Below are 25,928 nucleotides of genomic sequence, written 5' to 3'. Positions count from 1 at the left end.
GGAATCAAAAAATTAACGTGCGTGGTTTGCATTCCAGATAAGGCCACCAGGCCTCAATTCATTTGCCACACCAGCGCGAACGGAACGGTCTATCGTCTGCTGCCAGGCGCGATTTAACGCGCCGTTATTGTCGGCCGCCTGCGGTTCTGAGCCCTGATTCTGAATAAGTACTGAGGTCTGAATGGTCAGTGGCCCTGCGCCAGAAGAACCCAGTCCCTGCATTGATGCCGTTCCCACATAGCCGCCGCCCGCATACCCCTGCGCACCGCGCATCATGGCGTAAAGGTTGCCAATCCCTATCGCCGAGGTCGCCTCTTTGGTAAAAACAAATTCGCCGCCATGAACAATCCCTCTCGGCTCATATTTACCCCCGTCTCCGGTATAGCCGCCCTCGGAGTGGCCCGTGAAAACTTTACCGATGGATGCTACCCAGCCAATGCCAGAATTCGACATCGCGTTAAAGGAAGCCTGCATGGCTTTTACCAACAATAATTGGCTAAGCATCTTCAGCGTCCCTTTCAGAAAGGTCATCAGGAAATCACTAAAATTCGCCTTTCCTGTGGTTATATATTCCACCAGCGAGTTTCCCATTGAGCTGAAGGCGTCTTTAGCTAAATCCTTAAGCTTGCCATGAACGTTTTCTCCATCCTTAAGGAATTTATCCCACGCCTCTTTGGCTCCTGCCATTAAACCGCCGAGCCAATCGCTCTTCCCCCCTTTTTCCGTATCATCGTCAGAACGCTCTTCCATATTTGCGCCTGGGCGAAAAACTTTTGGCGTATAACCCAGTTCTTCTTTTGGAGGACTACCCATTCCTGCCAGTGAATCCCAGTAATTTTTAGAGCCTGACGTTATATTGTAGGTCTCATCCTCAGATTTCTTTACCATATCCTGAAGTATGGGCCCCATTCTGGCTGGAGGAAGGGGTAACGTCTGCATTAACCTTTTCAGGCCATCCGTATGCTTTTTCTGGATATCTGTTGCGGCACGAAAAGTCTTATTAAACTCTTCACTTTTACGGCTGGCGACAGTTACTTTCTGTTGATATTTATCCAGAAGCTGATTGCTTTTTTCCAGTTCACTGTTATTCATGCGCAGTGTTATTGTTGTATCACCCGCCATTGATTATCTCCTGAAAGAATAAACCAACTACTTATCTGGTTTACATTGATTAATAATGTGAACATACTTCTGCTAAAACCCAGGCTAGTTCTGTAGTTTATTCAGGATATTCAAGGCTACCCGTTCCATTACCTGAATATCGTTTATTGCGGTTACCTCATCAGCTATATCATAAACCCTCATGAGCCATGCGAGGACACTGTAGTCCAGCCCGATAACCCCTCCTGGACTGGTGCGCCACTGCGTGCTGGCCGCGCGAAAGACTACAAACGCAGGCCAGATATCGGGCCAGACGTTGATGACAACATCGTCATAGTCTTCGGCTGTCAGACCGAATGCGCTTAGCTCATCCGCTGATGGTTCAGGCGTATAGAATGCAGAGGCAACCGCAATCAGTTTTTTTCGCGATTTCCCGTCAGCTCCTGATAATAAGTAGCCATTATTGCTTTAACGGCCCCCGGATAGTTATCTACCAGCACGCCTATATTTTCTCGCGTACAGGGTTCAGATAATGCCCAGCCGTCGACGATCTCCAGTAAGAAATCACAGACCGTTTTTTCGTCAATATCTTCTAGCTCTGCCAGTTCTTTTATTGGCCGATGCTTAAACGTAAAATTCAGCACTCCGTCTTCTTCACCGGCACGAGGAATAGCAACATCAGCTTTAAAAACAGGGTTAGGTTGTAATTTGAAAATAGCGCTCATAAATACCCTTAAAAAAGGCTCCCGCAGGAGCCCAGTTGAATTTAATTTATGTTCCACAGAGAAGGAGAACGATTAATCTTCCGATTTGTAGAAAGTAATATCCCGAGAGTGAATGGAGAACGCGACTTGTACGGTTTCAACGCTATTCACCGCGGTCACTGGTTGCGGATCAAATGACGGAACGCCAGACCAATAGCGATACTCCTTCGCATTAGGCACAAACATGCGTAGCGGTAACACCTGACCGTAGCGATCCGCCATGCCCAATACTTTATAGATCGGTAAAGAAGCATCATGCGCTAAGGTAAAGGTTTGGCTTTTAGCCGCCTTAAAGGTGCCAATATTACGCTGGCGATCGTCTGCCAGAAACTGTACCTGTGCATACTGCTGTTCACCACCCGACTGTGCGACTTCCGTAATCTGTGGAATCTCAGTCCACTCCGTGATTTTCTGTAATTTCCCGCCACCGGCATGAGCCGGGAAAAAATTTCGGTCGCTGGAGTTAATGACCGAAATGGTTACGCTATTTGTTGTTTGTGCGGTGATTCTGGCAACTAAACCATCGATTACACCCCAACCCGAAGAAATCAGCACGACATCATCAACCTTAAGGTTATGATTTTCAGCAACGGTAAATACCGCACCTTCAGCATTGGAAACCGTACTCACAGATACGGGAGAACCAAGACCGGAACCAACAAAAACGGTTGAGCCATTAGGCAGAGCAAAACCCATAATAATATCTCCATTATTGATATTTAAATATTTGAATGCATTTTATCAATGCGAATAGCTTGTTTAATTATGACTTATTGTTGCGCCATAGTGATTACGCTTTAACACCACATCACTTTTCAGGAATTGGTGTGGCTGCCGTTCTGTAATACGCTATCAGGGATACGTTTTGCCACCGGCTCATTTTCAAAAATTTTCATACCATACTGGCCGATCCAGGTTGCATTTTGGTTAACATTACTCAAAATAAAATCCATAACTTCAATCATTAACTCTTCAATGAGAGCCGCAGAATTATCACGCCACCAGGTTTCGATAGCGGCGAGAAGAGAGTCGGAGCCATTAGCAATAAACTGCTCGCCAATACTATAACGTTTCGCTTTATTTTCATCAGTAATACAGTGCAACTTACTGATTTGTAAAATTTCCGCTGATGGCCCCATGGTTTGAACGGTGAGCGTTGCGACTTTATTACCAGTTTCCTCAGCAATGGCAGATGAGTAAAACATTGAGAGGGTTAAATCATTAGATGTATACATATTTACTTTCTCCAGATTTCAGTTACTGAACGAATTAGATTAATAAAACAGAAAATTACATAGCTATCCGAGCCCTTAACCAACCATATATAAATGATTTATTAGCCTCACTTTTTTCTGCTAACTCCAGATAATACTGCCCCTGGCTACAGTTTAATGCCCGTAGCAGTACAAGCTCCCCTTCACTGCCTCTTCGAATAACATAATGGCTCAAGGCATTTAAGGTCCTGGGGCCAATAACACCATCGGTTATAAGATCCGGATAAAGTACTCCACGATGATTAAAAGCGTTTAACCAGCGTTGAAGCCACTTACCCGGCAGAACAGGCCCCATATTGACCCCGGCGTCACACAGTTTTTCAGCGATCGCGGTAGATATTTCAGCAACATGATCGAACCGGGGCGCAATCCAGTAGTCAGCGTTGAGAATATCCAGCGCCTGTTGGCGCGTCAGTTTTTGCATATCGCCATCATAACCATGAGCCCGTGCGGTGACTTGAGTAATCCCCCAGTTTGTCGGACCTCCTTTATCATCAGGATGATTTACATAACCGCCCTCCTTTTCCAGAATGGCATTAAAAATCTCATCTTTATTCATTTATTCCTCATTTATCGATTAAATGCGCAATATTCCCCCTCACCAGGCACACGGCAATAAAGACAAAAAAATTCACGGTAACAACCAACCAGTGGGTCGACGTATACAAGCCGAAGAGATAACGAAACGGTATGCTGGCATAAGTGATTACCAGCAAATAAGCCGTATACGATATCCATGGTCGATACCTTCTGTACCGGGCGCGCCGATAAAACATTAAGGTTAGGGTGATCAAAGCGCAGAGAACGGCATTAAGCAGCGCGGGAAGTTCATTTCCCATTCGGGCGCCCACTATTGTTGCGGGTTAGTATTTTGTAGAGGTCGGTTAGTTCTTGATTATTCAGGAACGTGAGTATCTTAATAATCAGCGCGGATATCAGCACGGCGCCTAACGCGTCTAAAGGCCGTTCATTGTATCCGGTCCAGATAGCCAGCTTCGTACCAATTAACCCGGAACCCAAAACGCCGACAATAAAAGAAGTCATAAAATAGGCAGCGAGTCTAAAACGCGTGATATTAACTGCCGTCGCAACATAAAATACCGCGCCGGCAAAAGCCCCAAAAACAACGCCATAATCAATACCTGTCACCAGGCCAAACATACCAGCGCCCATTAATCCACCAGCAACAATTATCGACGTACCGGAAACAGGATCGGACATATACCCTCCCTTCTTTCACTATGAGTTATGATGGTAAATAACGAAGCGCAGGGTCATTTTTCCTGGCACTAAGGCGTTACCTCGCCGTTACTTTCTTTCTTTTTTGCAAACCAAGCGCATAAATTGCCCTCTGGAAGAGCCAGGTTCCTGGCTGCGCATACTGGTGTGCAAATTCTTGCTGATAAATGATGGTCGCTCGCTCAATTTGCCGTTTATATTCTTCGCGCTGCCAAAAAATATCCTGTGCCACAAATTTAATCGGCAATGCGTCCTCAATACGTTCAGGCGTATGGTGCTTCCCTTTTGCCTGAATCTGAGCGCGGGACGGAGTGGGCCGGTGGATAAGATCTGAGCTGAGCGTTTGCGGATTTTGTAAGTGGGAACGCTGCGCGCGACGTCGACCCGCAGCGGAGCCATTAAACGCGGTTTTACGGGACATTGCGGTCTCCTTTAATGGGCTTTGGCGGAATGTCATCGGCAATCGGATCCTTGCCAATGGCTTCCCCCCAAAGCGCACTGCGCCATGGCGCTGGCTTTTCAGCCACGTAGATTCAGTTATGAATCGTTGTATTTCATCATCCGGATAGTGCTGTCTATCAAGCTGATGACAAAAGAATACCTCAGGGTTATTTAAAAATAAATACCTATAGGTATACTTTATGAAGAAAACACATTAAACACTTGAAAATATTGAAAATATTTTTGAAAAAAGTGGTATGCCGCGTAAAAACAGCTGAAAAGGTCCGAGGCGGGTAGTGTTGAACAGCGTGTCCCTGGATTGGGGTGAGAAGCCGCAGGTATGCCCGGCGTACAGGTGGCATACCCGGGTAATGCTTATGGTTGAGCTCAGGGTTTATGACAGAAACAGGATGGCGAAGCTGCGCGGCAATGAACGCCTTTAAACAAAGCGTTTAACGCTGTGGCTATAAATCACGCGACCAATGATCTTCAGATACTGTTCATGGCTTTCGCCAATCGTCCAGTCCGCATATTTGCTGTTATCCGAGTGAACGAGCAGCCCATCCGCCGTGAACTGAAGACGTTTCACCAGCACCGCGCCCTTAAAAGAAAAGACATAAATGCCGTCACCTTCAAAGTAGTCTTTCGAGACATCGACAAAAATGTAGTCACCGGTCTCAATGGTGCCGGACATGCTATCGCCGGAGACGGTAATCACCTTGATATGCTCTGCGGGCCGGTTACCAAAAAGCCGCAGCGCGCCGGCAGAGTCATAGGTGATGCTATTCACCGTTTCATCAACCTCACTGGAGACAATGCAGCCCGGCCCTGCGCTGGCCTGGGCATCCAGAACCTCAATGACATATGGCATCTGCGGCGAATCCTCTACCGGTTCTCGCTCGATATCAATATTCCCGGTGATACCGTCCATCCATCCACGGGGCAGATTGAACGAAGATTCAATAAGTTCGACCATCTCGTCAGCTATCCTTTTCTTTTGCTTTTTGCCTTCGGGGTAGAGCATCCTTGAGACGTAAGAAGGCTCCCGTCCAAGGGTTCGGGCCACATCAACAGCCTTACCGCCGCATAAATTATCACGGATATAGAGCAAGCGCTGTCGTCTGATTTCGTATTTATCCATCGCAATGATTCTAACGCCATTTACCATCAGGTATCTAAAATATAGCAAAACTCGAATAAATTACCTACAGGTAATTAAGGCAGTGTTGTCGGCCAGGAGGCTTTGACTGGCGGAATTCGCCACACTGCTACTTATGGAAAAATGACGCCACTGATTTTGGTGTAGGGTGTCGTTCATACGTAGGCACCTATGTAATACCTTGAATTAATTTATCTGAACTATGGATTTTGTCGCTACTGGAGATCAAAAAATCATGTTCCTCTGGGGTCTATACTTAAACAGTGATTCACAAACCCGGTCACCCTGCCCGTAGCGATGCAGGTAACGCAACCCCGTTACCAGGCAGGTGAGAGACGAACTTATCCGCTACCGGTGGAATCGCGCCGATAGCGGTTTCGCAGAAGAGCTCAGCGTGTATCAATGGGCATAAAAACTTTTTTATCAAAAATTTAGCAATGTGAGTATTGATATGATCACTATCGACGGTAATGGCGCGGTTGCTTCAGTCGCGTTTCGCACCAGTGAAGTTATCGCCATCTACCCGATCACGCCCAGCTCCACGATGGCGGAGCAGGCGGACGCCTGGGCGGGCAACGGGCTGAAAAACGTCTGGGGCGATGTTCCCCGCGTCGTCGAAATGCAGTCGGAAGCCGGGGCAATCGGCGCCGTACACGGCGCGCTGCAAACCGGCGCCCTCTCGACCTCTTTTACTTCATCGCAGGGTTTACTGCTGATGATCCCGACGCTGTACAAACTGGCCGGCCAGCTGATGCCGTTTGTTCTGCACGTCGCCGCCCGCACCGTGGCAACCCACGCGCTCTCCATATTCGGCGATCACTCGGACGTCATGGCAGTGCGTCAGACCGGCTGCGCGATGCTCTGCGCCAGCAGCGTCCAGGAAGCCCAGGATTTTGCGCTGATTTCGCATATCGCCACGCTGCAAAGCCGGGTGCCATTTATTCATTTCTTTGATGGTTTCCGCACCTCGCACGAAATCAACAAAATCGCCCCTCTGGCGGACGATACCCTTCTCAGCCTGCTGCCGCAGGATAAAATCGATGAACATCGCCAGCGCGCCCTGAACCCCGAACATCCGGTAATCCGCGGCACCTCAGCGAATCCGGATACCTACTTCCAGTCACGTGAAGCAACTAACCCGTGGTACGACGCGGTTTACGCGCACGTTGAAACGGCGATGAACGATTTTGCCGCCGCTACCGGGCGTCAGTACAAACCGTTTGAGTTCTACGGCCATCCACAGGCCGAGCGCGTTATCGTGATTATGGGCTCCGCAATCGGCACCTGTGAGGAAGTAGTTGATGAACTGCTGAGCCGCGGTGAAAAAGTCGGTGTACTGAAAGTTCGCCTTTACCGCCCCTTCTCCGCTGCCCACCTGCTGGAAGCGCTGCCGGTAAGCGCCCGCGCCGTAGCGGTGCTTGACCGCACCAAGGAACCGGGCGCCCAGGCTGAGCCGCTGTATCTCGACGTGATGACCGCGCTGGCGGAAGCCTTCAACCGCGGCGAGCGAGAAACCCTGCCGCGTACCATTGGCGGCCGCTACGGTCTCTCTTCAAAAGAGTTCGGGCCGGAGTGCGTCCTGGCGATATTCAACGAACTGAGCGCCGCTAAACCCAAGCCGCGCTTTACCGTCGGCATCTACGATGACGTCACCAATCTTTCGCTGCCGCTGGTAGAAAACACGCTGCCGTCGGAGGCGAAGCTGGAAGCCCTGTTTTACGGGCTCGGCAGCGACGGTAGCGTCTCGGCCACCAAAAACAATATCAAGATTATCGGTAACTCGACGCCGTGGTTCTCGCAGGGCTATTTCGTCTATGATTCGAAAAAGGCCGGCGGCCTGACGGTTTCCCATCTGCGCGTTAGCGAGAAGCCGATTCGTTCTTCCTATCTGATTTCGCAGGCCGATTTCGTCGGCTGCCACCAGCTGCAGTTTATCGACAAGTATCAGATGGTTGAACGCCTGAAGCCCGGCGGTATTTTCCTGCTCAACACGCCTTACGGCGCCGAAGAGGTCTGGTCGCGTCTGCCGCAGGAAGTCCAGGCCACGCTGGATCAGAAAAAAGCGCGGTTTTATATCGTTAACGCGGCAAAAATCGCCCGCGAGTGTAGCCTTGGAGCGCGCATCAACACCGTCATGCAGATGGCCTTTTTCCATCTGACGCAGATCCTGCCGGGCGATAGCGCGCTGGCGGAGCTGCAGGGGGCGATTGCTAAAAGCTACAGCAGCAAAGGTCAGGAGCTGGTCGAACGCAACTGGCAGGCGCTGGCCCTGGCCCGCGAGTCGCTGGCGGAAGTGCCGCTGCAGCAGGTCGATGCCAACAGCCCGAACCGCCCGCCGGTCGTCTCCGACGCCGCGCCGGATTTCGTCAAAACCGTGACCGCCGCCATGCTGGCCGGGCTCGGCGATGCGCTTCCGGTCTCCGCCCTGCCGCCGGACGGTACCTGGCCGATGGGCACCACCCGCTGGGAAAAACGCAATATCGCCGAAGAGATCCCTATCTGGAAGGAAGAACTTTGCACCCAGTGTAACCACTGCGTGGCCGCCTGCCCGCACTCGGCAATCCGCGCGAAAGTGGTCTCCCCGGACGCGATGGAAAATGCCCCGGCCAGCCTGCATTCTCTGGACGTTAAAGCCCGCGATATGCGCGGCCAGAAGTACGTTCTGCAGGTCGCGCCTGAAGATTGCACAGGCTGTAATCTCTGCGTCGAGGTTTGTCCGGCCAAAGACAGGCAGAACCCGGAAATCAAGGCCATCAATATGATGTCGCGCCTTGAACACGTTGAAGAAGAGAAAGTGAACTATGACTACTTCCTCAATCTGCCGGAAATGGACCGCAGCAAACTGGAACGTATCGATATCCGCACCTCGCAGCTGATCAGCCCGCTGTTCGAATACTCCGGCGCCTGCTCCGGCTGCGGCGAAACGCCGTATATCAAGCTGCTGACTCAGCTCTACGGCGACCGGATGCTGATTGCCAACGCCACCGGCTGTTCATCGATTTACGGCGGCAACCTGCCTTCCACGCCCTACACCACCGATGCCAACGGCCGCGGGCCGGCGTGGGCTAACTCGCTGTTCGAGGATAACGCCGAGTTTGGTCTCGGTTTCCGCCTCACCGTCGATCAGCACCGTCAGCGCGTAATGCGTCTGCTGTCGCAGTTCGCCGATAAACTTCCGCCCGCGCTTAACGACGCGCTGCACGCGGAAGCAACGCCTGAAGTACGCCGCGAACAGGTGGCCGAGCTGCGTAAGGTTCTGGCAAATGAAGCCGACGCGAAAGAGCTGCTAACCGACGCCGACGCGCTGGTCGAGAAATCGATCTGGCTAATCGGTGGCGATGGCTGGGCCTACGATATCGGCTTCGGCGGTCTTGACCATGTGCTGAGCCTGAGCGAAAACGTCAATATTCTGGTGCTCGATACCCAATGCTATTCCAACACCGGCGGCCAGGCATCAAAAGCCACCCCGCTGGGGGCGGTCACCAAGTTTGGCGAACACGGTAAGCGCAAGGCGCGCAAAGACCTCGGCGTCAGCATGATGATGTACGGCCACGTTTACGTCGCGCAGATTTCCCTTGGCGCGCAGCTAAACCAGACGGTAAAAGCGATTCAGGAAGCGGAAGCGTATCCGGGTCCGTCGCTGATTATTGCCTACAGCCCTTGCGAAGAACACGGTTACGATCTGGCGCTGAGCCACGATCAGATGCGTCAGCTGACCGCGACCGGATTCTGGCCGCTGTATCGCTTTGACCCGCGTCGCGCCGATGAAGGTAAACTTCCGCTGGCGCTGGACTCCCGTCCGCCGTCAGACGCGCTGGCAGAAACGCTCCTGAACGAGCAGCGCTTCCGCCGCCTTAACGCGCAGCAGCCGGAAGTCGCGGAACAGCTGTGGAAGGATGCGACGGCGGATTTACAAAAACGCTATGACTTCCTTGCCCAGCTGGCCGGTAAGGTGGAAAAACCGGCAACCGAAAGCTAATTTACTGACGTTTTTTTAGTCACTCATAAAAAAAGCCCGAATATTCATTCGGGCTTGTCATTTTACCGCTCAATAAAAACCATTCTCAGGAACGGAGGGCAACATAAATTCTTAGATGACAATAAAAGGCATATAACGGGCGGATAATACGATATTAAAATCACCGTGTATAATTTTTATTTTGTATGTATTTCACAAAATCATTCATTATAATTATCACCATTTCAGTTGAATTATTTATTTTAGATTTTACTCATATCGTAACAATTGATATTTACCATATCTTAATTTGCTCATTTAGCATGAGTTCACTTCCCAGGAGGAAGCTAAAACAAAAACCGTTAAAGGATTGTCTAAATGAAAAGAAAAGTACTGGCCCTCGTTATCCCGGCATTGTTAGCTGCTGGCGCTGCTCACTCTGCTGAGATTTATAATAAAGACGGAAATAAACTGGACCTCTATGGCAAGGTAGATGGTCTGCATTATTTCTCCGATGATTCCTCTAAAGATGGCGATCAATCCTACGTCCGTCTTGGCTTCAAAGGCGAAACTCAGATTAACGATCAGCTGACCGGCTACGGTCAGTGGGAATATAACGTTCAGGCGAACAACACCGAAGGCGCCGACAACCAGTCCTGGACCCGTCTGGCGTTTGCGGGTCTGAAATTCGCTAACTACGGTTCATTCGACTATGGCCGTAACTACGGCGTACTGTACGACGTAGAAGGCTGGACCGATATGCTGCCAGAGTTCGGCGGCGACTCCTACACCCAGGCCGATAACTTTATGACCGGCCGCGCTAACGGCGTAGCGACCTACCGTAACAATGACTTCTTCGGTCTGGTTAACGGCCTGAACTTCGCCCTGCAGTATCAGGGTAAAAATGAAAACGCCGGCAGCGGCGAAGGCACCAACAACGGCGATCGCAGCGTACGTAACGCCAACGGCGACGGTTTTGGTCTGTCAACTTCTTATGATTTCGGTATGGGTATCAGCGCTGCCGCCGCCTACACCTCTTCTGACCGTACCAACGATCAGATGACCCAAACTACCGCACAGGGCGATAAAGCGGAAGCCTGGACTACCGGCCTGAAATATGATGCCAACAATATTTACCTGGCAACCATGTATTCCGAAACCCGCAACATGACGCCATACGGTAACGGCAACGGCGTCGCCAATAAAACCCAGAACTTTGAAGTGACTGCGCAGTATCAGTTCGACTTTGGTCTGCGTCCGGCGGTCTCTTTCCTGATGTCTAAAGGTAAAGATTTGAGCAAAACCGATGGCGACAAAGATCTGGTTAAATATGCTGACATTGGTGCGACTTATTACTTCAACCGTAATATGTCCACCTACATTGATTACAAAATCAACCTGCTGGACGAAGACGATAGCTTCTATTCCAACAACGGCATCTCTACCGATGACGTGGTTGCTTTAGGCCTGGTTTACCAGTTCTAATCTGCGGGCCCGCTGGCAACGGCGGGCTTTCACTTCCCCTCCCGGCCATCGACTGCATTCAAAGCAAAACAATATATCAATTGCTTTAAAATAATCGACCGATGAATGTTATATTGCTACCAGGAACCGCCGTAGCCGTAGAGGACGCCCGCCATGCACCATCATCCCGTGAAATCATCCCGTATCCATTCCATCGCCTACGATGAGTCCTCCGGTATTCTTGAAATTCGTTTTCGCGATAACAAAACCCTACAGTATCTCGGCGTCCCGCCGCGCATTTTCCGCGACTTTCTCCAGGTGGTTTCTAAAGGCCGTTTTTACGACGGCGTGATCAAAGGAAAATTTACTGAACGCCGCCGTGCCTGATGGCGAAAGTGTGATTGCGCTCAATGTACAATAATCAACTGGATGGCCTACACTTTAAGTGGTTACTTAAACAGGAGGTTTTATGAACAGAATGATTCTTGTGCCCATCGATATTTCCGATACAGAATTAACCGATCGCGTTATCAAGCATGTTGAAGCTGAAGCCAGAATCGATGATGCCGAGGTGCATTTCCTGACCGTCATTCCCTCCCTTCCCTATTACGCTTCGCTGGGAATGGCTTACACCGCAGAGCTGCCGGCGATGGATGACCTCAAAGCCGAATCGGAATCGCGGCTGAAAGAGATTGTGAAAAAGTTTACTATTCCGGAAGACCGTGTCCATTTACACGTTTCGGAAGGCTCGCCAAAAGATAAAATCCTTGCTATGGCGAAGTCTCTCCCCGCGGATCTGGTGATTATCTCTTCGCACCGTCCCGATATCACCACCTATCTGCTGGGCTCTAACGCCGCCGCCGTTGTCCGCCATGCGGAATGTTCGGTGCTGGTCGTGCGGTAAACCTACTCTGCCCGCCGCTGTGCGGGCTTTTTTTCCGCAATCTGAGCACTGGGCCGTACCCGCAGCATCGCAGATAGGGGAATAATTTACCTGGTACTATTAAAATTAGTACGTTGTGTCTTTTTCATTTTGCTGTATAAAACCTTTGCCCGAACATGGGTATGTTTTACAACAATTATAGGGATGAAATGAAAAAGTTAATTATGGTAGTTTTCGCCGCAGCCGCTATTTCTGGTTGCGCCCAGCAGAGCTTCTCGGTAAATCCTGGCGTCACCGTTCAACCTCAGCAGGTCACCACTCACCACTTCTTTGTCAGCGGCATTGGCCAGTCGAAGCAAATTGATGCTGCCAAAGTCTGCGGCGGCGCCGACAAAGTAGTCCGTACTGAAGTGCAGCAGACTTTTGTCAACGGCCTGCTGGGTTTTGTCACCCTGGGTATTTATACTCCGCGTGAAGCGCGCGTCTATTGCGCTAAATAATTGCCGGCGGCAGGCATCATCATTTCATTGCCTGCCCATTTCCCTTTCGGTTCAATCGCCTTCTCTTCGCCCGGACAAACTCATCTTTTCGCGCCCCTACCTGAAGGTTACCTGATGCATTCGTGAATCGTATCTTTGTTCGTGGCGGATTTTGCGCCACAGGTAGAGCATACGAAGAGATAAATGAAATGCCGGCACACGAGGATAAGCGCCTTGCGTTTACCTCCGGTTTTTAGCAATTCCTGGGCGATCCCTTTGCGCTTGCCACAATCCATCCTCTGAAGCATTCGGGTGATATGTCCGTGGATAATGGCGTGCCCCCAGAGCGGGAGACACTCCATACTGATTAAGCGCGCTCCGGGATTAGCGAGTTTTGCTGGCTATATCCACGGGCGGTAATGATTTAGAATCGATATTGAAGACCGGCTGTGATGGTATAGTTTTTATTCGCAATGCCGGCAGCATCTCCTCCAATTGAAGCTGATTCACCGCTATAGGTGTCAATAATCTGAGTGCCTCCCTTGCCCTCTTCATATTTGCTATAGGTGAATTCAGCAAAAACTTTGGCATGAGGCGTGACGTAATACCCGGCATCAACCGATGTACCATAATAACGCGAATTAGTTGATTTCTCGCGAAAGGTCAGTTCACGCATATAGTGTTCGTCGTTATCATGAGCTCTGACCCAATCACTGAATTTAAACAAGGCATTAAACTCAAAGTCATTGATACGATATTGACCCGCGAGACCGATATAGGGCATGGAGAATCTCTGGCTGTATCCTATCCCACGCTCACCGGTCGGAAAATTGCCAGTCGTCGCACCGTTATCATAATTGTAAGAACCTCCGGTAGCCGTCCAGCTGAAACGCGTTTCCTGATAACCCGCAATTACGCCCGCTTTATAATTGTCGTCCTGGAAAAGCCAGCCCTGCACGCTGAGATCGTATTCATTGGCATAATTGACATTGGTGCTGGGATGAGATGAATGATCTGTCCAACCGGACTGGTTATCGTTCATCCAGTCATAGTCATCCATATGTCCTGAGCCTGAAGCCAACGACGTCCAGCCTCGGGCGGTCAGCGTCAAAAAGGAGTAGGCATCCCATGAGATATCACCTTTCACAATGGCGACATTCTTTATTTTCCAGTCAAGTTGACTGACCTTTCGCCCCGTATCCGCGTCATAAACTCTCTCCTGTGATTTCCCACTCAGCATCCCTGCAGACGTCGATACAGTAAAACTTTCCGCAGAAAAGTTTGGACTTAGCTGCATTGACTCGGCATAAGCTGATCCTGAAAAAATCGCTATCATCATTACTGCAACGGTACTTTTTTTCATTTTTATTCCCATAATCAAAGTTAATCCATAAGTTGCAGTGAAAGTTTAAATCTCATAAAAATATCAGGCAACTGTCAATTTTTGTAATTGCCTTATTCATAATCCGAGAAATTCGAATGTGGATTGGATAAGCGCTTCGTTTTGCAAGGAAAAACCCCATTGAGTAGGCACATATTCAGATTATTATCAGGAAAAAACCCAACTGCTCTGGCGTTGTAGGGAATCAGTCTGTAGCAGGTTATTTTTACTCAAACTTTACCGCTGTTATTCACCTGCGCCAAATACCTTCGCTGTGTAATTATCAGGATGCAAATAATTATATCGCGATCCTGGCGGATTATGGCAAAAGCAGGAACAAGGCCCCTGCTTTAAAAAAACCGAGGTACCTTGCCAACGCTTTTTGATTATCGCGAACAATAAATTCTCGCACCCTTTTACCAGATACCGTCCATCACCGGATATGTGACGCTGGCGTGCCTATAAACGACGTTTTTTTCTGCCCGGAAGGGGGATTGAGGCCAAAACTTCGCCGCACTATCGTTAGCAGATGGAAAGCCGCCGTAAAACGCGCTGGCATTCGTCGTCGGAATCCGTACCATACGCGACATACTTTTGCCTGCTGGCTGCTGTAAGCCGGTGCTAACCATTGTTAACCAGATGGGGCATGAAAACGCAATAAATGGTGTTCAAAGTCGACAGTACAGGGATGGATGAAATGAACGGCGATCGGCTATCAATGCCTGACGCCAGGCTTGCACCGTGATGTTAACTTTGCCCCTTACATGCCTTTTCGTTTCAGAGAACGTTTATAATGCTTGATAATCAGCAAGTTACAAAGAAAGAAAAATACAATATCGACAAATTGCAGAAGCGCCTGCGCCGTAACGTCGGCGAGGCGATCGCTGATTTTAATATGATTGAAGAAGGCGACCGAATCATGGTTTGCCTCTCCGGCGGTAAAGACAGCTACACCATGCTGGAGATTTTGCGCAACTTGCAGAAAAGCGCGCCAATTTCCTTCTCCCTGGTGGCGGTCAACCTCGATCAAAAACAGCCGGGCTTCCCCGAGCATATCCTGCCGGAATATCTTGAGCAGCTGGGCGTTGAATACAAGATTGTTGAAGAAAATACCTACGGTATTGTTAAAGAAAAAATTCCGGAAGGTAAAACCACCTGCTCGCTCTGCTCACGTCTGCGCCGCGGCATTCTTTACCGCACCGCTTCTGAGCTGGGCGCGACCAAAATCGCCCTCGGCCACCACCGCGACGACATCCTGCAGACTCTGTTTCTGAATATGTTCTACGGCGGGAAGATGAAAGGGATGCCGCCGAAGCTGATGAGCGATGACGGTAAACATATCGTGATTCGCCCGCTGGCCTACTGCCGGGAAAAAGATATTGAGCGTTTCTCCCAGGCGAAAGGTTTTCCGATTATCCCGTGCAACCTGTGCGGCTCGCAGCCCAACCTCCAGCGCCAGGTCATTGCCGACATGCTTCGTGACTGGGACAAACGCTATCCAGGGCGCATCGAAACGATGTTTAGCGCGATGCAGAACGTGGTGCCTTCCCATCTCAGCGACGTCAACCTGTTCGACTTTAAAGGCATTCAGCACGGCTCTGCGGTCGTTGACGGCGGCGATCTGGCGTTCGATCGTGAAGAGATTCCGATGCAGCCGGCCGGCTGGCAGCCGGAAGAAGATGACGCGCAGCTGGATGAGCTGCGCCTGAACGTTGTGGAAGTAAAATAACGTCTTTGCGTCTCAGGTACGCGCCTGAGACGCCTTTTCCGCGCTTATTTCAGCAAACGAACCCGGCAGGCTTTACCTTTAATTTTCCCGTTTTGTAGCTGCTTAAACGCTTTATGCGCGACGCCCTGACGCACGGCAACGTAGACATGCGCCGGATGAACGGCGATCTTACCGATATCTGCACCCTCAAGACCGATATCACCGGTCAACGCCCCCAGCACATCGCCCGCGCGCATCTTCGCTTTTTTGCCGCCATCAATGCATAGCGTGGCCATCTCTGCCTGCAGTGGCACAACGCTGCTATTCGTCGGCCCACTCATCCAGTTGAGCTTCATTTGCAGCATTTCGGCAAGGATATTTGCGCGCTGCGCCTCTTCCGGCGCACAGAGGCTAATCGCCAGGCCGCTTTCACCGGCGCGGGCGGTACGACCAATACGGTGTACGTGAACCTCCGGATCCCAGGCCAGTTCATAGTTCACCACCAGCTCAAGCGACTTGATATCTAACCCGCGCGCAGCAACATCGGTCGCCACCAGCACGCGCGCGCTCCCGTTAGCAAAGCGTACCAGCGTCTGGTCGCGATCGCGCTGTTCAAGGTCGCCATGCAGCGATAGCGCGCTTTGCCCGGCGGCGTTTAGCGAGTCGCAGACGGCCTGACAATCCTTTTTGGTGTTGCAGAACACCACGCAGGAGGCGGGCTGATGCTGGCTCAACAGCTTTTGCAGCAGCGCGATTTTGCCGTGTTGCGAGGTTTCAAAAAACTGCTGCTCGATAGCCGGCAGTGCATCAACGGCGTCAATTTCAATAGTCTGCGGGTTGTTTTGTACGCGGCCGCTGATTGCCGCTATCGCTTCCGGCCAGGTGGCGGAAAACAGCAGCGTCTGGCGCGAAGCCGGCGCAAAGCGGATCACTTCATCAATGGCATCGCTAAAGCCCATATCCAGCATGCGGTCCGCTTCGTCCATCACCAGCGTTTGTAGGGCATCTAACGATACGGTGCCCTTTTGCAGGTGATCGAGCAACCGCCCCGGCGTAGCGACAATAATATGCGGCGCATGCTGTAGCGAATCGCGCTGGGCGCCAAAGGGCTGGCCGCCGCAGAGGGTTAAAATTTTGATATTCGCCATGAAGCGCGCCAGCCGACGCAGCTCGCCGGCGACCTGATCCGCCAGCTCGCGGGTCGGACACAGCACCAGCGACTGCGTCTGGAACAGCGAGGCGTCAACGTGCTGAAGTAGCCCGAGACCGAATGCCGCCGTTTTACCGCTGCCGGTTTTTGCCTGCACGCGGACATCTTTACCCGCAAGAATCGCCGGCAAAGCCGCGGCCTGAACCGGGGTCATCGAAAGATACCCCAGTTCATTCAGGTTAGTTAGCTGGGCGGCGGGCAAAACATTCAGAGTTGAAAAAGCGGTCACAATTATTTCTCGCATTACATTTAGGGGCGGACAATCTGCTGGCGCGTATCGTCGCAGATCTCCGCTCCCGATGCGACAATTTAATCGGCTCATCGTCAGGCGGCGGATCGGGTAACGGGCGCGGGCGAGGTTTGGGATCGTGGACCGGTACCGGATCGTTAGGTTCCGGCGGAATGGGAATTGAGTTCAGCTGTTCATTACGCATATTGACTCCCGGTTGTGGGCGGGTACACCCGTTAAGCGTAGAAGCTGAGAAACAGAGCGCAAAAAAAAAGCCGACTCATTAAAGTCGGCGTCGTACGAATCAATTGTGCTATGCAGTAATTCAAAAAAGGAAGTAAGACAATATGGAGCGCAACGCCCATCGCTTGACGTTGCATTCACCTGCGAGAGAGATATTGCCCTGAATGGGTAGATGGTTTATTGATTTCGCTCAAACATTGCCGGGTTTTCACCATCATCATCGCGACAAAAGACGATTCTTTACAGCCATTTACTACGATGCAACCACCATGTAACACCCCCAATGAGAACGACTAACATTAGGCAGAAAATGGCAAAACCCATATGCCAGCTGTTGCCGGGAATGCCGCCGAGGTTGACGCCAAAGAGACCGGTTAAAAAGGTACTGGGCAGAAAAACCATGGCCATCAACGACATCGTATAGGTTCTTCGCGATAGCGACTCCTGCATAATCTGCGCGATCTCATCGCTCATAATCGCCGTGCGGGCGATGCAGCTATCAATCTCATCCAGACCTCGCCCCAGACGTTCGGCAATGTCCTGCATCCGGCGCCGGTGATCGTCCGTCATCCACGGCAGACGCTCGCTGGCTAATCTGGCATACACATCGCGCTGCGGCGCCATATAGCGGCGCATGACGATAAGCTGTTTACGCAACAGCGCCAGGAAACCGCGCGGCGGAACCTGCTGATCCAATAAATCATCTTCCAGATCGATAATCCGGTCGTGAAGCTGCTCGATAAACTCGCTGGCGTGATCGGTCAGCGCATCGCAGACCTCCACCAGCCAGCCGCCGCCGTCAACCGGACCGTTACCCTCGCGCAAATCGCCGAGTACATCGTCGAGTGCCAGGACTTTGCGCTGCCGGGTGGAGACAATCAAGCGCTCATCCATATAAAGACGCATCGCGACCAGCTGGTCCGGGCGCTCATCGGTACTGCCATTGATGCAGCGCAGCGTGATTAACGCCCCATCGCCAATCCTCGTCACTCGCGGACGAGTGCTCTCCCCGGCCAGCGCGTCACGCACGTTATTGGGCAGCAGCGGCGTCGATGCCAGCCATTCCGCGCTATCCACATGGGTATAGTTGAGATGCAGCCAACAAGGATGCTCTTTATCAATGGTGTCACTATCGACCAACGGCTTTACGCCGCCCTGCCCGTCGAACACCCATGCAAAAACGGCATCCGGCACGTTCAGTTCCGATCCCTTAATGGCGTCCACTGGACCTCCGTTAACTCATGCACATTTCCGTAGTCTAGCCTTACGCGACGGTTACGCAAGAGCTAATCAGGGCATGCTGCTGAATTCACTGGCGAAAAGCGGGAGGGCTGAAAAAAAGAACCCGCCGGCGGCGGGTTGCTGATGAACTTTGCAATACGGTGTCTAGCCTGCATTATCACCTGCCGCCAGACGCTGGGCTGACGGGAAGGCAGGCTAGCAGGAGCCGTTCATTTTTTCTCTTCTGCGTATTGACGAGCGTTGTCATGCAAATTAGTACACATTGCTTTTTCCTCCATTTTAGTAAGCAAAATAAGAATAGAGCGATCTTGCCGGTTTGCAAGTTTAAGAATTATCTTTCGCAACCCAGCGTGCGTTATCCAGATGACGCAGCAATAGTACGAGGTCTAAATCATTGCGTAGATCAAATTTAGACATAATAAGACGCTTGTGGGCAAAAACCGTTTTATTGCAAAGCGATAGCTTTCTGGCAATCGTGTTCACCGTTAACCCCTGATAAATTGCCGCCGCGATGATTCTCTGCTGCGGGGAAAGCGTTCTCTGCGGGCAACTATCGCACCGGAGCGCCAGCTTTTCTTTTGCTGACGGAGGCGTCAGAACCCATGAAAGTTTAATTTTCGCAATAACCTGAGAGAGCTTCTCATCGCGCCCAACAAAAACTATCTCCTTCAAGCAGAGCGGCAAAACGCCTTTCCCTCGATGATTTAGCCTGGCAACCACGCCGATCAGCAATCCCGGTTTACGGTTTAACAACTCTGGATGACATACGAACTCTTCCCCGCGGCATAAATCCAGTACGACGACATCTGCATCACGCACGAGCCGTTCGTTAAGCGATGCGGTGACCTGTGTAGAGAATGAGTATTCCGGGAAGAGCGCCTGCAATAAAAAATGAAATCCCAAATTAAAGAACTGATTATTATTTTTAATAACAATATTCAACATCGATTTAGCCTGCTGACGAAAGTAAATCAAGTATTATCCAGATAGCTAACGATACGCACAGTACAGCTATCGTCGTTTTAAAAAACACGATATACATAAACATTATTTTTTGACCTGAGAACGGGCACTCAACGAACTTTAAGTAAAATAGCTATCTGGCGTGACGGGCATTCCACTCACCGATTAACTTCGAGGTGCCCCATCCGGGATTAATATTTTCAGCATTCAACCCAAACGGAAATAGTGAGAAAACGTCATGCCATCCATATGAATTATATTTCTGCCAACCGGACCGTCGCCAGCAAGTCCAGCTCACGACGAAGCGCTAGCAAAAACCAGCGCTATCGCTGCTGATAGTGAATTTTGATATAAACACACTCATTAACTCAAGTTATTTCTCGGTATCATTTTAGACTATTCATCTCTTGTCTTTTTCTGCAATCCCGACTTATCGCCTCGACGTCACGTGGATTCAAACGGTGATTTCAGCCCTTGATCGAGCCATCCCGTATAAAAGTCTTCGTTAACTCATCCCCGCGCCGCGCGTTGTGAAGATTTCTTTTTCCGCAAAATGCTGTATTATGCAAGTTATTGCAGCATTTTGCGGGTTCAAACGATGCATAAAACGGCCAGGCAAAAATATCTCATTGATATACTTAGTGAAAAAGGCCAGATCACGATCAGTGAGCTGGTAGACAGACTGCAGGTTTCTGCAGATACGCTGCGCCGGGATCTTAGCGACCTCGAAAAACAGGGGCTCGCCCAGAAAAACCACGGTGGCGCTATCGCGCTCAATCTCTCCGCCATGAATCGGCAGAACAGGAACACCCTGCTACCGGATACCAAGAAGCGCTTAGGTAAAATGGTGGCGGAGAAGATCCCCGGCGGATCCACGCTGTTTCTTGACGCCGGGAGCACCGTGCTGGCCGTCGCCACCCAGATACAGGGTCCAATGACGGTCATCACCCCCTCTTTAGATATTGCCCAGCACTTCAGCACCCGTGCGGATATTCAGCTTATTTTGCTGGGGGGGAAATGGGATATGCAGCAGCGCCTGTTTGCCGGTAGCGCTACGGTTTCGCTGCTGGAACGCTATCGGGCGGATATCGCTGTTCTCGGCACCTGCGCGCTCCACGCCGACCTCGGCCTCAGCGCCAGTCAGGAGGCGGATGCTGAAGTCAAGCGCGCCATGCTGGCGGCCAGCGCGGAACATTGGCTGGTTGCCGATCATATGAAACTGAATCACTGCGAGCCCTGGCTGGTTGCCGGACTCGCCGACATCCATCAGCTCTTCCTCGATCGCCCCTGGGACGAACTGAAGGATAACGACTCAATACAGCTCCATATCGCTGATGCTTAATAACGCGGAGATGCTTATGACTACCGGTAAGAACATTAATATTGCCCTGATTGGCTACGGCTTCGTCGGCAAAACTTTTCACGCCCCGCTGATCCAGTCCGTCGACGGCCTGAATCTGGCGATTGTCGCCTCGCGTGATGAAGAGAAAGTGAAACGTGACCTGCCAGAAGTCACCGTCATCGCATCGCCTGAAGAGGCCATCCAGCATCCGGATGTCGATCTGGTGGTTATCGCCTCTCCTAACGCAACCCATGCTCCGCTTGCCCGTCTGGCTTTACACGCCGGCAAGCACGTCGTCGTCGACAAACCCTTTACCCTCGATATGCAGGAGGCTCGCGAACTGATTGCCCTCGCGGAAGAGAAACAGCGGGTACTGTCGGTATTCCATAACCGCCGCTGGGACAGCGATTATCTGGGCGTGAAGCAGGTTATCGAACAGGGGCTCATCGGCAAAGTTAAACATTTTGAATCCCATTTCGACCGATTCCGCCCGGAAGTGCGCGTCCGCTGGCGGGAGCAGAACGTACCGGGCAGCGGCCTGTGGTTTGATTTAGGTCCACATCTGATCGACCAGACGCTGCAGCTGTTCGGCCTGCCGCAGTCGGTGCAGGGCAATATCGCCACCCTGCGTGAAGGCGCGGAAATCAACGACTGGGCGCACGTGGTGCTGAACTATCCGCAGCACAAAGTGGTTCTGCACTGCAGCATGCTGGTCGCGGGCGGCGTATCCCGCTTTACCGTCCATGGTGATAAAGGTAGCGTCGTCAAACAACGCGCTGACCAGCAGGAGAGCCAGCTGCTGGCGGGCGTGGTCCCGGGCAGCGAAAGCTGGGGCGAAGACGACGATAGCCTGGTGGTGTTTGATGCCAACCTGCGCGCCAGTGAAATCAGCGCGCCACGAGGCGATCAGCGGCAGTACTATATTCACGTCCGCGATGCGCTGACCGGCAAAATCAGCAACCCGGTATCGCCCTTAGAAGCGCTCGCCGTCATGGCGGTACTGGAAGCCGCAGCGCAGTCTGCCGAAAGCGGAACAACGCAAACTTTAGCGCTGACCGCCGATGAACTGGCGGGCCTGCAATAAGCGCTGCGCGATATGTTTGACGGTTTGTCGTCCGGAGCGCCGCTCCGGATAACCACTCCCTTTCATACCAGCCTACAGTTTCACCCGCAGCAAATCGCTGAATCGGGTGGTGTAGGCTGGCGACAGCATATGCCGTTTCATCTCCCAGCTGCGCTCGATTCCCTGCCCGGCAAACCAGAGCTGGCCTTTTTCACGTCGGTTAACTAAATCAAGCACCGTCATCAGCTGTTCGCTATTCGCTCGCGGCTGATAGTCGTCAAACAGGCCTAACTGCGCCACCCCCTGGCTAAAGAAATCGCCCAGCATCACGCCGCACTTTTGATATCGGCATCCCTCCCGCCAGATAGTATCCAGGCATTTTAGCGCCGCAGCGACGATATCCCGGCTATCCTGCGTCGGGATGTGGATTTTCGTGCCGGCGTCTTTGCTGTAATAGACTTCATGACCGGCGAACGGACTGGTCTTCACAAAGACCGAAACATAGCGGCAGTACTGGTGCTCCGCGCGCAGCTTCTCGGCGGCGCGGACCGCATGGCTGCAGACGGCTTCGCGCATCGCCCCGTATTCAATCACCTTCTGACTAAAGGAACGCGAGCAGATAATTTGCTGTTTAGTCGGCATATACTCTTCCAGTTCAAGGCACGACTCGCCTCTCAGCTCCCGCACGGTGCGCTCCATTACAACGCTGAAATGTTTTCTGATCAGCGAAGCGGGCGTCTCGGCCAGCTGAAGAGCCGTCGTAATCCCCATGTCATTGAGCTTTTTCGCAATCCGTCGCCCCACTCCCCAGATTTCACCGACGGCAACCTTCTCCAGCAGTTTTCTCTGCCTGGCCGGCAATGAGAGATCGACAACGCCCTCGAATTTTGGCCACCTTTTGGCCGCATAATTCGCCAGCTTGGCCAGGGTTTTCGTCGGCCCGATCCCCACCCCTACCGTCAAGCCGGTACTCTGGAGTAATGTACTACGCACGTGGCGACCAAACGCCTCAAGCTCCTCAGAACGATGGATCCCGGTCAAATTTACGAACGCTTCATCAATGGAATATTGATACACCGCGGGCGCCAGTTCTTCGAGAATCGTCATGACGCGATGGGACATATCGCCATAAAGGGCATAGTTGCTGCTAAACACCGCTACCTGATGACGTTCAAACTGTGATTTCACTTTGAAATACGGCGCGCCCATTGGAATTTCCAGCAGTTTCGCCTCATGGTTTCTGGCGATGACGCAGCCATCGTTATTGCTTAACACCACCACCGGACGCCCGCGTAAGTCAGGGCGAAAGGCTATTTCACAGCTGGCGTAAAATGAATTCACATCGACCAGGGCAAACATCAGCGGAGCCTGTTGATGCTGAAAGTGACGACGCCAAAAATCTCCAGCGCTTCACCGTCGTTGCGCAGCACAATTGGCGGAAAATCCGGGTTCATCGGCAAGAGCTGCATGATGGGGTGCGTACAAAGACGCTTAACCGTGTATTCACCGTCGACTGAGGCAATGATGATATCCCCATGCTTCGCTTTCAGGCCGCGATCCACCACCAGCAGCGTACCTTCATAAATACCGGCATCCACCATTGAGGTGCCTGTCGCCATGACAAAATAGGTTGCCGCGGGATGGCTGATACAAAGCTCATTGAGATCGATTCCCTTCTCAATATAATCCTGCGCAGGGCTGGGAAAACCGCATGGGACAAGGTCGCTAAACAGCGGAATCGACACGATCTGACGCAACTCAACCGGTTTATAGAACAACATAATAGACTCACCGTTATAATACTGTGTTTTTATACAGTATCGATAGTTCATCTGAGTTTTTCAAGTCGCCTGTCGGAGATTGGCGTGAAGCCGTTGAAGTTGCGCTGAATTTTGCGTAAGGCGTTGCATAGCACGGGGCTGGAGAATGCCTCTCCCTACGTATTCCAGATGGTTTTGTACGGCATGCTGGAAATTTCCGCGAATTGGGAGGAGGATAGAATCCGTTGATGCGTGCTTTGCTCATCGCTTGTTGTTGTCCACCCGACATACTGAACCGGAGATTCATATGTATTACACGTTAGGAGACAAAACTCTCCACTTTTATCGTTATCAGTGCCGTTTTTATGTCGCTCATTGGGACGGAGGTCATGTGATGACGGAGAAGTTCAAGCCGTTTATTGCCTCCATCACCGAGAAAACGGGCATTGAGGCAAAGAACGTTGAGGCGGCGGCGCGGGACTACTTCAATAACGTCGACTGAGATTGAACCCCGGACCATCGCTATCGGCTTATCCATAGCGATGGCAACGGCTGGCGAACGGCAGAAAGCGCAAATAATAAGCCGTGTCACGCGATCGTAAAACAAAGCCTGTAGGATAGCCCCCGGACGCCACCAGCGCTAAAACGAGGTGAAGAGATGGGAACAGTAAAAGCCAGCAATCTGGAACAGGCAAAGCAGCTTCTGCAGTCCGGCGACGCCATTAAACTCGAACTGGATTTCGAGCTCGACTCTGATGAATTTTTTAACTTTGCTATCGAGTACTGTACAAATGGAACGAAGCTCACGCGAGCCGGCGATCGCTTCCTGATTTCACGTAAAAAAAGGTAGCCTGAGAGTCATCCCTGCCATTCACAGCATCACAGAGGCATACGTTTTTCGCATCTGTGATGCTCTCCGTCATAATAAAAATATCCGCAGAAATTAACCTCAAATATTGATACATCGCGCATTTTCGTGAGTAAAGGAGGAATAGTGTAGCTTCGCTATCTCACCGAGGGTTAAATCGTGAAAAAACTATTAATATGCTGTCTGTTTGGCGAAACGGCAGGGATTATTGCCCGCAAAATGCAAAAAATTGCTGACGATCGGCAATTAGATTTATTAATCAGCGCCGTTGGGGTTGAAAATTTCTTTAGCGTCGCGCCTGCCTATGATGGCGTACTGGTTGCGCCGCATATCCAGTATAAGGTTGAACAATTTATTAGCGCACTGCATTTACCACAAGAAATTGCCGTGATTGAAAGCTTGCCCTATGCCTCATTTGATGGCGAGAAGATCCTCAACTTCGCGCTGAATACAATGCCTTCATCTCTGTCCTGATCTCTACGTCCCGCCCCACACAACCCGCGAGATCGCGGGCTCTGTGGGGATTAATTATCTGAACGGCGCGTCAAGAGGCACTTCAGCGTCCGGTTCGTGGGTGATGCGGTTGCGAAGATCGCGACGAATCATCTCAATGGCCCAGAACCAAAAAATATGCCCCACCAGTTCCGAAATATATTCATCGGCAGGAATATTCAATAAAGAGGGGGTCAGGCCCAGTAACGGAAAGGAAATCCAGTGTACGGCGATAGTTGCGACAATCCCGGCCCATACCCCCTGCCATAATTTAACTTTCGGAAAGACCTCCGCGACGACACAATAGCCAACGGCAAATACCAATGAGAATATAATATGCGTAACCATCACCGGATTGATGATGTGTTCGGAAAAAGTATAAACCGTATGCGTCGGGTCAATGCCCAGATAGTCGCGTAAGAAAAGATAAGGTGGGTTAAATTCATCTCTGCCACCGGAGAAAGTACGCGGCGGTAAAGGAACTTCAGCGCCCCATTTAACAAATGCCGACATAATCCCTGCCACTACCCCGACAAATAACGCTACGCCATAACGACGGCGTCCAGGTGTGGTCTGTTTAAAAAAATCCTTAATTGCCATAAAATCACCATTAATATATTACATTTATTTTCCCTGTATCATATTTAAAGGCATTGGCGATTATC

At 51.1% G+C, this 25,928-nt stretch carries 28 protein-coding genes and 2 pseudogenes; 12 read left to right on the top strand and 18 right to left on the bottom strand.

Going from position 1 to position 25,928, the window contains the following annotated elements; genetic code table 11:
* Positions 1–12 precede the first annotated feature (12 nt).
* The 10 genes from FQK12_RS08855 to FQK12_RS08810 form a co-directional block, all read right to left on the bottom strand.
* On the bottom strand, positions 13–1,122 hold the full coding sequence (locus FQK12_RS08855) for a phage tail tape measure protein (RefSeq protein ID WP_014229129.1): 1,110 nt from the start codon (positions 1,120–1,122) through the stop codon (positions 13–15).
* Between the two features lie 84 nt (positions 1,123–1,206).
* Entirely contained in the window at positions 1,207–1,452 is a 246-nt protein-coding gene (locus tag FQK12_RS08850) for a DUF1799 domain-containing protein (RefSeq protein WP_071881731.1), read from the bottom strand.
* Between the two features lie 62 nt (positions 1,453–1,514).
* The gene (locus FQK12_RS08845; RefSeq protein WP_014229128.1) at positions 1,515–1,826 is read right to left on the bottom strand and encodes a phage tail assembly chaperone; all 312 of its coding nucleotides are present in this window, start codon (positions 1,824–1,826) and stop codon (positions 1,515–1,517) included.
* A 72-nt stretch (positions 1,827–1,898) separates the two neighbouring features.
* Positions 1,899–2,561, bottom strand: coding sequence for a phage tail protein (locus FQK12_RS08840; protein WP_014229127.1), 663 nt, complete (start codon positions 2,559–2,561; stop codon positions 1,899–1,901).
* 119 nt (positions 2,562–2,680) lie between these two features.
* Positions 2,681–3,100 carry a hypothetical protein gene (locus tag FQK12_RS08835; protein WP_004850340.1) on the bottom strand — a complete coding sequence of 140 codons (420 nt, stop codon included), beginning with the start codon at positions 3,098–3,100 and terminating at the stop codon, positions 2,681–2,683.
* Positions 3,101–3,155: 55 nt separating this feature from the next.
* Positions 3,156–3,698 carry a glycoside hydrolase family 108 protein gene (locus tag FQK12_RS08830; RefSeq protein ID WP_004850338.1) on the bottom strand — a complete coding sequence of 181 codons (543 nt, stop codon included), beginning with the start codon at positions 3,696–3,698 and terminating at the stop codon, positions 3,156–3,158.
* 7 nt (positions 3,699–3,705) lie between these two features.
* The gene (locus tag FQK12_RS08825) at positions 3,706–3,978 is read right to left on the bottom strand and encodes a phage holin family protein (protein WP_014229126.1); all 273 of its coding nucleotides are present in this window, start codon (positions 3,976–3,978) and stop codon (positions 3,706–3,708) included.
* Complete coding sequence (locus FQK12_RS08820) at positions 3,968–4,360, bottom strand: phage holin family protein (protein WP_009653048.1); 393 nt, start codon at positions 4,358–4,360, stop codon at positions 3,968–3,970. The genes FQK12_RS08825 and FQK12_RS08820 overlap by 11 nt, the downstream gene beginning before the upstream one ends.
* A 76-nt stretch (positions 4,361–4,436) precedes the next feature.
* Complete coding sequence (locus FQK12_RS08815) at positions 4,437–4,799, bottom strand: hypothetical protein (protein WP_014229124.1); 363 nt, start codon at positions 4,797–4,799, stop codon at positions 4,437–4,439.
* Between the two features lie 459 nt (positions 4,800–5,258).
* On the bottom strand, positions 5,259–5,960 hold the full coding sequence (locus tag FQK12_RS08810) for a helix-turn-helix transcriptional regulator (protein ID WP_046877232.1): 702 nt from the start codon (positions 5,958–5,960) through the stop codon (positions 5,259–5,261).
* A gap of 469 nt (positions 5,961–6,429) precedes the next feature.
* On the opposite strand from FQK12_RS08810, the gene nifJ reads away from it, so the two are divergent.
* From nifJ to FQK12_RS08780, 5 genes are all read left to right on the top strand, one after another.
* On the top strand, positions 6,430–9,957 hold the full coding sequence (nifJ, locus tag FQK12_RS08805; RefSeq protein ID WP_014229123.1) for a pyruvate:ferredoxin (flavodoxin) oxidoreductase: 3,528 nt from the start codon (positions 6,430–6,432) through the stop codon (positions 9,955–9,957).
* 357 nt (positions 9,958–10,314) lie between these two features.
* A complete protein-coding gene (gene ompC, locus FQK12_RS08795) occupies positions 10,315–11,421 on the top strand; it encodes a porin OmpC (protein ID WP_014229122.1) in 1,107 nt (368 codons plus the stop codon).
* 153 nt (positions 11,422–11,574) lie between these two features.
* Entirely contained in the window at positions 11,575–11,787 is a 213-nt protein-coding gene (locus tag FQK12_RS08790) for a KTSC domain-containing protein (RefSeq protein WP_004850325.1), read from the top strand.
* 82 nt (positions 11,788–11,869) lie between these two features.
* On the top strand, positions 11,870–12,304 hold the full coding sequence (gene uspF, locus FQK12_RS08785; protein ID WP_004101601.1) for a universal stress protein UspF: 435 nt from the start codon (positions 11,870–11,872) through the stop codon (positions 12,302–12,304).
* 188 nt (positions 12,305–12,492) lie between these two features.
* Positions 12,493–12,783: a Bor family protein gene (locus tag FQK12_RS08780; protein WP_014229121.1), complete on the top strand. Its 291-nt coding sequence runs from the start codon at positions 12,493–12,495 to the stop codon at positions 12,781–12,783.
* Positions 12,784–13,186: 403 nt separating this feature from the next.
* Here FQK12_RS08780 and FQK12_RS08775 read toward each other — a convergent pair whose 3' ends face one another.
* Complete coding sequence (locus tag FQK12_RS08775; RefSeq protein WP_014229119.1) at positions 13,187–14,125, bottom strand: omptin family outer membrane protease; 939 nt, start codon at positions 14,123–14,125, stop codon at positions 13,187–13,189.
* Positions 14,126–14,667: 542 nt separating this feature from the next.
* Between FQK12_RS08775 and FQK12_RS27985 the strand changes: the two are divergent.
* Positions 14,668–14,888 (top strand): annotated as a pseudogene (locus FQK12_RS27985) (site-specific integrase); the annotation flags it as partial.
* A gap of 48 nt (positions 14,889–14,936) precedes the next feature.
* Positions 14,937–15,872 carry a tRNA 2-thiocytidine(32) synthetase TtcA gene (gene ttcA, locus FQK12_RS08765; RefSeq protein ID WP_004850317.1) on the top strand — a complete coding sequence of 312 codons (936 nt, stop codon included), beginning with the start codon at positions 14,937–14,939 and terminating at the stop codon, positions 15,870–15,872.
* Between the two features lie 44 nt (positions 15,873–15,916).
* Here ttcA and dbpA read toward each other — a convergent pair whose 3' ends face one another.
* The 4 genes and pseudogenes from dbpA to FQK12_RS08750 all read right to left on the bottom strand — a co-directional run bounded on the left by dbpA (position 15,917) and on the right by FQK12_RS08750 (position 19,720).
* Complete coding sequence (gene dbpA, locus FQK12_RS08760; protein ID WP_014229118.1) at positions 15,917–17,290, bottom strand: ATP-dependent RNA helicase DbpA; 1,374 nt, start codon at positions 17,288–17,290, stop codon at positions 15,917–15,919.
* Positions 17,291–17,330: 40 nt separating this feature from the next.
* A pseudogene (locus FQK12_RS27870) lies at positions 17,331–17,495 on the bottom strand (hypothetical protein); the annotation flags it as partial.
* 278 nt (positions 17,496–17,773) lie between these two features.
* Positions 17,774–18,757, bottom strand: coding sequence for a zinc transporter ZntB (zntB, locus tag FQK12_RS08755; protein WP_004850311.1), 984 nt, complete (start codon positions 18,755–18,757; stop codon positions 17,774–17,776).
* 342 nt (positions 18,758–19,099) lie between these two features.
* The gene (locus tag FQK12_RS08750; protein ID WP_014229117.1) at positions 19,100–19,720 is read right to left on the bottom strand and encodes a helix-turn-helix transcriptional regulator; all 621 of its coding nucleotides are present in this window, start codon (positions 19,718–19,720) and stop codon (positions 19,100–19,102) included.
* Between the two features lie 616 nt (positions 19,721–20,336).
* Between FQK12_RS08750 and FQK12_RS08745 the strand changes: the two genes are divergently transcribed.
* A complete protein-coding gene (locus FQK12_RS08745) occupies positions 20,337–21,080 on the top strand; it encodes a DeoR/GlpR family DNA-binding transcription regulator (RefSeq protein WP_014229116.1) in 744 nt (247 codons plus the stop codon).
* Positions 21,073–22,164: an oxidoreductase gene (locus FQK12_RS08740; RefSeq protein WP_171820950.1), complete on the top strand. Its 1,092-nt coding sequence runs from the start codon at positions 21,073–21,075 to the stop codon at positions 22,162–22,164. Before FQK12_RS08745 ends, FQK12_RS08740 begins: the two co-directional genes overlap by 8 nt.
* Positions 22,165–22,236: 72 nt before the next feature.
* On the opposite strand, the gene umuC is transcribed toward FQK12_RS08740, so the two are convergent.
* The gene (gene umuC, locus FQK12_RS08735) at positions 22,237–23,502 is read right to left on the bottom strand and encodes a translesion error-prone DNA polymerase V subunit UmuC (protein WP_014229114.1); all 1,266 of its coding nucleotides are present in this window, start codon (positions 23,500–23,502) and stop codon (positions 22,237–22,239) included.
* On the bottom strand, positions 23,502–23,924 hold the full coding sequence (gene umuD / locus FQK12_RS08730) for a translesion error-prone DNA polymerase V autoproteolytic subunit (protein WP_004850301.1): 423 nt from the start codon (positions 23,922–23,924) through the stop codon (positions 23,502–23,504). Before umuD ends, umuC begins: the two co-directional genes overlap by 1 nt.
* 286 nt (positions 23,925–24,210) lie before the next feature.
* On the opposite strand from umuD, the gene FQK12_RS08725 reads away from it, so the two are divergent.
* The 3 genes from FQK12_RS08725 (at position 24,211) to FQK12_RS08715 (ending at position 25,245) form a co-directional block, all read left to right on the top strand.
* On the top strand, positions 24,211–24,405 hold the full coding sequence (locus FQK12_RS08725; protein WP_014229113.1) for a hypothetical protein: 195 nt from the start codon (positions 24,211–24,213) through the stop codon (positions 24,403–24,405).
* A 156-nt stretch (positions 24,406–24,561) separates the two neighbouring features.
* Positions 24,562–24,753, top strand: a complete 192-nt coding sequence (locus FQK12_RS08720; protein WP_004850297.1) for a hypothetical protein — start codon at positions 24,562–24,564, stop codon at positions 24,751–24,753.
* A gap of 177 nt (positions 24,754–24,930) precedes the next feature.
* Positions 24,931–25,245 carry a PTS sugar transporter subunit IIB gene (locus tag FQK12_RS08715; protein ID WP_004850294.1) on the top strand — a complete coding sequence of 105 codons (315 nt, stop codon included), beginning with the start codon at positions 24,931–24,933 and terminating at the stop codon, positions 25,243–25,245.
* A gap of 54 nt (positions 25,246–25,299) precedes the next feature.
* Here FQK12_RS08715 and FQK12_RS08710 read toward each other — a convergent pair whose 3' ends face one another.
* Positions 25,300–25,863 carry a YagU family protein gene (locus FQK12_RS08710; protein WP_014229112.1) on the bottom strand — a complete coding sequence of 188 codons (564 nt, stop codon included), beginning with the start codon at positions 25,861–25,863 and terminating at the stop codon, positions 25,300–25,302.
* Positions 25,864–25,928 lie beyond the last annotated feature (65 nt).

Source organism: Klebsiella sp. ME-303 (genome assembly GCF_007910085.1).
GTDB classification, from domain to species: Bacteria; Pseudomonadota; Gammaproteobacteria; order Enterobacterales; family Enterobacteriaceae; genus Klebsiella; species Klebsiella michiganensis.
The sequence above is the reverse complement of the archived record's forward strand: the minus strand, read 5'-3'. Positions and strand labels throughout refer to the sequence as shown.